At 36.9% G+C, this 7,151-nt stretch carries 7 protein-coding genes; all 7 read left to right on the forward strand.

Features of this window, described 5'->3' with window-relative positions; all coding sequences use genetic code 11:
• Position 1: 1 nt before the first annotated feature.
• The 7 genes from BGO59_RS19700 to BGO59_RS19730 all read left to right on the forward strand — a co-directional run bounded on the left by BGO59_RS19700 (position 2) and on the right by BGO59_RS19730 (position 7,017).
• The gene (locus BGO59_RS19700) at positions 2-1,018 is read left to right on the forward strand and encodes a glycosyltransferase (protein ID WP_293685932.1); all 1,017 of its coding nucleotides are present in this window, start codon (positions 2-4) and stop codon (positions 1,016-1,018) included.
• 68 nt (positions 1,019-1,086) lie between these two features.
• Entirely contained in the window at positions 1,087-2,256 is a 1,170-nt protein-coding gene (locus BGO59_RS19705) for a glycosyltransferase (RefSeq protein ID WP_293685934.1), read from the forward strand.
• 10 nt (positions 2,257-2,266) lie between these two features.
• Positions 2,267-3,382, forward strand: a complete 1,116-nt coding sequence (locus BGO59_RS19710) for a glycosyltransferase family 4 protein (RefSeq protein ID WP_293685936.1) — start codon at positions 2,267-2,269, stop codon at positions 3,380-3,382.
• 283 nt (positions 3,383-3,665) lie between these two features.
• Positions 3,666-3,980, forward strand: a complete 315-nt coding sequence (locus BGO59_RS19715) for a DapH/DapD/GlmU-related protein (protein ID WP_293685938.1) — start codon at positions 3,666-3,668, stop codon at positions 3,978-3,980.
• Positions 3,952-4,785, forward strand: coding sequence for a methyltransferase domain-containing protein (locus BGO59_RS19720; RefSeq protein WP_293685940.1), 834 nt, complete (start codon positions 3,952-3,954; stop codon positions 4,783-4,785). Before BGO59_RS19715 ends, BGO59_RS19720 begins: the two co-directional genes overlap by 29 nt.
• Positions 4,786-4,908: 123 nt before the next feature.
• Positions 4,909-5,748: a glycosyltransferase family 2 protein gene (locus BGO59_RS19725; RefSeq protein ID WP_293685942.1), complete on the forward strand. Its 840-nt coding sequence runs from the start codon at positions 4,909-4,911 to the stop codon at positions 5,746-5,748.
• Positions 5,749-5,925: 177 nt separating this feature from the next.
• Positions 5,926-7,017, forward strand: a complete 1,092-nt coding sequence (locus BGO59_RS19730) for an acyltransferase (RefSeq protein ID WP_293685944.1) — start codon at positions 5,926-5,928, stop codon at positions 7,015-7,017.
• Positions 7,018-7,151 lie beyond the last annotated feature (134 nt).

Below are 7,151 nucleotides of genomic sequence, written 5' to 3' on the forward strand. Positions count from 1 at the left end.
AATGATAGATAACATTAAAAAAATTCATGTAAATTATTTTCAGCGTAAACCATGGAAAGGGTTTAGTTTTAGCATGGAATTTATATTTAATGATATTAGAGAACGTTTAAAGGATAGAATTGAAGCTGCAATATTTATTTCTCCTTATCACAACAGTGGATATTTATCAAAACTGGCTAATATAATTGCAGCAAGATCGCATCAATCTAACGATATTAATCATATAACAGGTGAGGTACATTTTTTAAACTTGTTTATGAATTCTAAAAATGTAGTACTTACAATTTTGGACTGCGGGATGGTTCGACGTAAAAAAGGGGTCTCACAGAAGCTGATCAATTGGTTATATTTAAAGCTTCCTGTTCAGAAATCCAGAATAGTCACCACGATTTCTGAAGCGACAAAAGCAGAAATAATTAAGTACACCAGTTGTGAATCAGATAAAATAATTATAATTCCAGTTGCAATAAACCCCATTTTTAAACCACACAAAAAAGAGTTTAATACAGCCAAACCTATTATCCTGCATATTGGCACAGGTTACAATAAAAATTTACTTAGATTAATCAGCGCTTTGCGTTCTATAAATTGCCATCTTGTAATTATAGGTGAGTTGTTCAGTGAGCAGTTAGCCGCTTTGCATGATAACAATATTAGTTTTACAAACGAATATAATCTGTCTAACGAGCAACTTTTACAAAAATATATCGAATGCGACATCGTATCCTTTGTTTCGACCTTTGAAGGGTTCGGTATGCCAATTGTTGAAGCTAATACGGTTGAACGAGTCGTTGTTACAAGCTCTGTTTCCTCAATGCCAGAAGTAGCAGGTAATGCCGCTTGTCTAGTTGATCCTTTTGACATACAATCAATACAAGCAGGATTTATTAAAGTAATAAATGACAATTCTTATCGTAATTTATTAATTCAAAATGGCCGAATAAATAAATTACGATTTGATGGTGATAGAATAGCAGACATGTATTTTGATCTTTATTCGTCTATCTATCAAAACTAAGATTAATACTTTTTAATAAAACGTATTGACTAATTCACTTTGTGAAGCTTCTTCATGTAATCAATAGCATGAATCCTCTAAATGGAGGTCCATGTCAGGGTATACGAAATTTAGACCGACGATCTCGACGATTAGATATTCATCGAGAAGTTGTCAGCCTTGATGATCCTTCATCCTCCTTTTTGGGACAAGATGATTTCCCGATCCATGCGCTCGGTTCAGGAATAACTCCTTGGCGTTACAATAGCAATCTTGTGCCCTGGTTAGTTAAGAATTTAGCCCGTTTTGATGCTGTCATTATTAATGGCCTTTGGTTATATCCAAGTTATGCAGTCTGGAAGGCCGTTCAGCATTTGCAAAAATCGGATGGTAAACAACCTAGAATATTTGTAATGCCTCATGGTATGCTTGATCCCTGGTTTCAGGAAGTAAATGGACGACAATGGAAGTCACTTCGAAACTGGGTTTATTGGAAATTAATTGAAAACCGAGTTGTCAATGATGCAGATGGGATCCTTTTTACCTGCGAAACCGAATTGCTTTTAGCACGTAAACCATTCAGACCATACCATCCTAAGCGGGAAATCAATGTAGGCTATGGGGTTGACGAACCGCTTCCCTATAAAGAATCGATGAAAACGGCTTTCTTAGAGACATGTCCCGAGATAGAAAATCATCCCTACCTACTTTTTATGAGTCGAATTCATTATAAAAAAGGAGTCGACTTACTTATAAAAGCCTATGCAACGATTCTTCAATCCAGACAGTCTCTTCAGCTTTCTTTCCCCAAACTTGTCATTGCAGGACCAGGGCTAGATACGCCCTATGGGGAACGAATCCAACAGCTTGTAAACGAAACACCATCGCTGAAAGGAATGGTCTCATTCCCCGGTATGCTGATGGGCGACGCAAAATGGGGAGCTTTATTTGGATGCGACGCTTTTATTTTACCCAGCCATCAGGAAAACTTTGGTATTGCTGTGGCTGAAGCATTGGCTTGTCAAAAGCCTGTATTAATTACAGATCAGGTAAATATCTGGCGGGAAATTGATCAGGAAGGTGGAGGCCTTATTTCGTCGGATACGCTTGAAGGAACTATTAAGTCACTTGAGCAATGGATTTCGCTTCCCACCGATACCCAAAAGCAAATGGGTGAAAGAGCAAGAATTACGTTTCAAAAATACTTTCAGGTTGATCAGGCTGCTATTCGGATACTTAATGCATTAACGCTAAATTAATAGTTTATCTGTGCGTATTACGATACTCCAAGGTGCCTTTTTTCCCATTCCACCTATTCTGGGAGGAGCCGTTGAAAAAATGTGGTATTCACTCGGAAAGGCATTTGCAGCTAAAGGGCATAAAGTATTTCACATTTCCCGCCAATTGGGCGAACTACCAGAATTCGAAGAACAAAATGGTGTTCAACACATACGCGTGAAGGGATATGATACCCCAAAGTCGGGTTTAGTCCTAAAGCTAAGAGACTTTCTTTACACAAGAAAGGCACTACATATACTCCCTAAAAACTCTGACATTTTGGTTAGTAACACATTTTGGGCTCCGATTCTATTGCCTGATGACTTAAAACGAGTGTGTTTTGTTGACGTTCAGCGTATGCCAAAGGGGCAAATGAAATATTATAATGCTACGGCACGGCTACGGGCCAATTCAACTCCAGTAGCAGATGCGATCCGAAACGAACTTCCTGAATCGAAACATGCCAAAGTTGTCATGATACCAAATCCACTCCCATTTGTTCCTTTAGAAGGGGTGGATATCCTTAAGAAAAAAAAGGTCATTTTATACACAGGCCGGGTCCATCCCGAGAAAGGACTGGATTTATTGATAAAGGCGTTTAAACAAACTGATCAATCATATCACCTACAGATCGTAGGACCATGGGAAATATCAGCCGGAGGAGGTGGAGATGCCTACATTAATTATTTACGCCAACTAGCCAGTAATTACCCAGTCGATTTTGTAGGGCCAGTTTTTAATACTGAAGCACTTAATTCATATTATAAGGAAGCTTCCATATTTGTTTACCCATCTGTTGCCGAACAGGGTGAAACTTTTGGACTTGCTCCACTCGAAGCCATGGCCTGGGGATGCGTTCCTGTTGTTTCCAATTTGTCCTGCTTTCAGGATTTTATTCAACAAAACCAAAACGGGTTAATTTTCGACCATCGTTCACCAGATGCCGTTCAACAGTTAGCTTACGCAATCAGCCAATTACAAGTGAATGCGGAGTGGCGAACTAACTTAAGCCAACAAGCGCTTACCGTGAGACATACCCATTCTATCTCTCGTATAGCGGATCTTTTTCTGGACGATTTTGAACAGATTATCCAGCAAACTTCCTGAGCATATGGCCGCAAATCAACTAATTCATAATCAGTCAGATCCCTATTCAAGTCCCTGGAGTAGAAAACATCGGGTAAAACTTCTACTGTGGGAATATATGTGGTTCCTATTTTGTTCATGGACTCCCAAACCCGCAAATCGCTGGAGACTCCTATGGTTGAAACTATTTGGTGCCACTATATATGGTACACCATTTGTACACCAGCGGGCACGTATACAAATCCCCTGGCATCTTACTTTACATGACCATGCATGCCTTGGAGATCGTGCAAATGCTTATTCCTTGGGTAAAATAGAAATTCAAGAGCACGCCACCGTTGCCCAGGAAGCTTATCTATGTACAGGTACTCATGCATTTAATAGAGAAGCCATGAATTTAATCACAGCGCCAATCTACGTTGGCGCTCATGCCTTTATAGGAGCTCGCGCATTTATTATGCCTGGAATTACTATTAATGAATATGCCATTATAGGAGCTAACAGCGTCGTTACTAAAGATGTAACTTCTAGTAGTATAGTAGCAGGTAACCCTGCCCATCCCATTGGTTCTCGTAACATAAAAAATAACCATGAAAGCTCAATTATTACCAGAAGCTAATATATCTGCTAGTGAAAAGCAAAATTTACGCACTAAACTAGATACGTTCTACCAGCAGGTAACTGATTATACCGCTTTTGGGACAATGAGTAATCAAATTTTATCTTGGGAAAAAGTTGAAACCGAGATTAAGCAAAGTCCTAATTTAAATATAAGGAAAATAAGGATTCTAGAAGTTGGAGCAGGTCGAAGTGGCTTTGCAGAATATTTGAGAGTGAAAGGCTTACGTGACAATATTTACTATTGTGCACAAGATGTTACAACACAAAATAGTGTTTGGCTTCATTCACAAGCAGATGAAGTTTTTTGGGGAGACATAAGCTCCATTACTAATCGAAATTACTTTGATATCATATTTTCAACGTATGTATTTGAACATGTTACTGATCCAGCCGAACATCTTGAGAAAATCTTTAGTCTATTAATGCCGGGCGGGTGTATGCTTATATTTTGTCCACGATATGATATTCCTGGATATCTTTGTCCAAGTAGCCGCCATATAAATTGGCTGAACCGATTAAGTTTTATTTATCACTGGTTCACATCCAGGCTGGATACACTAACCAGAAACCAGCCTGCCTTTTTAATTCAGACTGATCTGGCAGCTTTCTATAGACCATTCTTTATAGACTCTGATGCTGTCCATTGGGTTTCGTTATTTGACCTTAAAGCTTGGGCAAACTCCAAAAATGCTCATTTTAAACAATTAATATTAGGCAATCCTGTATTTGGATCGAAGGACTGGATAGTTAAGCGATTTCTAACGTGTGCAGTAAGAATAATTAAACCAAAAGAGAATCTTTAATAAAACCTTGCTCTATTTGTAAGAAAAATAAACGACACAAACAAATCACAATTTGAGTTACTAATTCAGGAAAAGACAAATAAATTATTAAAATAACATCCCAAGCATATCACTAAAAGCAATATGTTGTTCCCTGTTGATTTAACAATAGCGATCCCAGTAAAAAATGAGGAAAAAAACCTTCCTAAATGCCTGGAAGCTATTGGAAAAGATTTGGCCAAGCGAATTGTTGTAATTGATTCAGGTAGTACTGATGCAACAGTCAATATTGCCAAAGCATTTGGAACTGAAGTTATTGAGTTTAATTGGAATGGAAAATTCCCAAAAAAGCGAAACTGGTTTCTACAAAACCACACCCCTGATACAAAATGGGTGATGTTTTTAGATGCAGATGAATTTTTAACCGATGCATTTAAGACTGAACTTCGGGAAAAACTGCAACAAAACAATGACATTAAAGGATATTGGCTACGTTATACCATTTATTTTCTTGGTCAGATAAACAAGGGAGGGTATTTCCTTCACAAACTAGCTCTTTTTCAAGTAGGAGTCGGTGAGTATGAACGTGTTGATGAAGATCAGTGGAGCCGATTAGATATGGAAGTCCATGAGTACGGGCTTGTAAACGGTGAAGTGGGCGTTATCAAAAACAAGATTGATCATAGGGATTTACGGGGCGTGTCCTATTATGTAACGAAACATAATGAATATTCATCCTGGGAAGCTGCTCATTATTTCAAAATATCGCGAGACAAACGAATTACGCAGCAATGGACCTGGATGCAAAAAATTAAATATGCGCTTATGGAAACCCCCTTACTAGCTCCCATGTATTTTTTCGCTAGTTTTTTTCTAATGGGAGGTTTTCGGGATGGCACTAGAGGCTTTGCTTTTGCCATTCTTAAGATGGCTTATTTCACCCAGATATACGTTAAAATCAGAGAATTAAAAGAGCAGTCTTAGTAATATTAAGCGAAACCCAACAGTTTTGATTCTCTAAAAAAAAATCTCTTCTAGTTCCATTCTACTCAATATGCTAAAGCATGTATTTTAACTAAAATTCTATAAAAATTATTGATAGCAACTAACAATAATTTAGTATAATTTCTATATTAAGATTTATTTTTTACCTACAATAAAATGAATTCACATACTGAAGAACATAAATTGAATAGATATTTTGGCCTTGACCTAATCCGTGCCATAGCAATCATTCTAGTGTTAATCTCGCATTTTATTAAAATTTATGAATATATTGGTTTCTGGGGTGTTGAATTATTTTTCGGCCTAAGCGGTTTTCTGATTGGGACTATTTTATGGAGAAATTTCTCAGAAAATACTATCTGGGGAACACGTAATATAATAAATTTCTGGTCACGACGCTGGTGGCGAACTTTACCTAATTATTACTTATTTTTGGTAATCTCGGTATTTTTTCACTATTTATTAGATCATGCATTACCGCCATACAAACAGCTTGTTAATTTCTTGTGGTTTGGTCAAGATTTCTTAAATCGTTCCAGTAACTTCTATGGTGTATCTTGGAGTCTATGTATAGAAGAATGGTTTTATTTGACTTTCCCTTTAATTTTATATTTTTTCGCAAAAACTGGTTTATCAATAAAAGCTTCATTTGTTCTATCAATAGTATTTATAATTTCTTTCTGTTTCCTAGTAAGAGAAATTCTTGATCGATACGATGGCATAGAAAATCTACATATGATTACAGTTGCAAGGCTCGATGCAATAGCTATTGGAGTATTTATTTCATTCACCACTTCGGTTTTTTATTTATCCTCGAAAATGAAGTTAACCATGCTCATTACTGGATTAATAATGATTGCCTGCTGCATTTCTACTTCGTACGTCTTTAATATATCACAAAATACAATAGTCAATAATAAATATTTGTTACTAATTGCCCCCCTCGGGAGTTCTCTATTATTACCATATTTTAAAACTTTGAACCGGCCTATATATAAATTCAGATTTTTTGCTGAAGTCATTGAGAGATTAAGTATTTGGTCTTACTCGATTTATTTAAGCCACATCCCTATCCTTTTTACTAGCTATTACGTAACAAGCGGTATACGATCTACCTTTATAGGCAATGTTTTTTCGAAAATTTTAGGATTAATCTTAACTATCTTATTTTCTGCATTTTTATATAATTTTTTTGAATTACCCATGATGGCTAAACGTCCTAAGGAACTAGCTCCAGCCCTTAAATAAACAATGATTTGTACTAACTTTAATCAATAGTTTTACATGGAAATTGCACTCGTTACAGGTTCGGCAGGGTTGATCGGTAGTGAAGCCGTTGCCTTCTTTGCCGATAAATTTGATCTGGTCATTGGGATCGATAA

This window comes from Spirosoma sp. 48-14 (assembly GCF_001898575.1).
Lineage (GTDB): Bacteria > Bacteroidota > Bacteroidia > Cytophagales > Spirosomataceae > Spirosoma.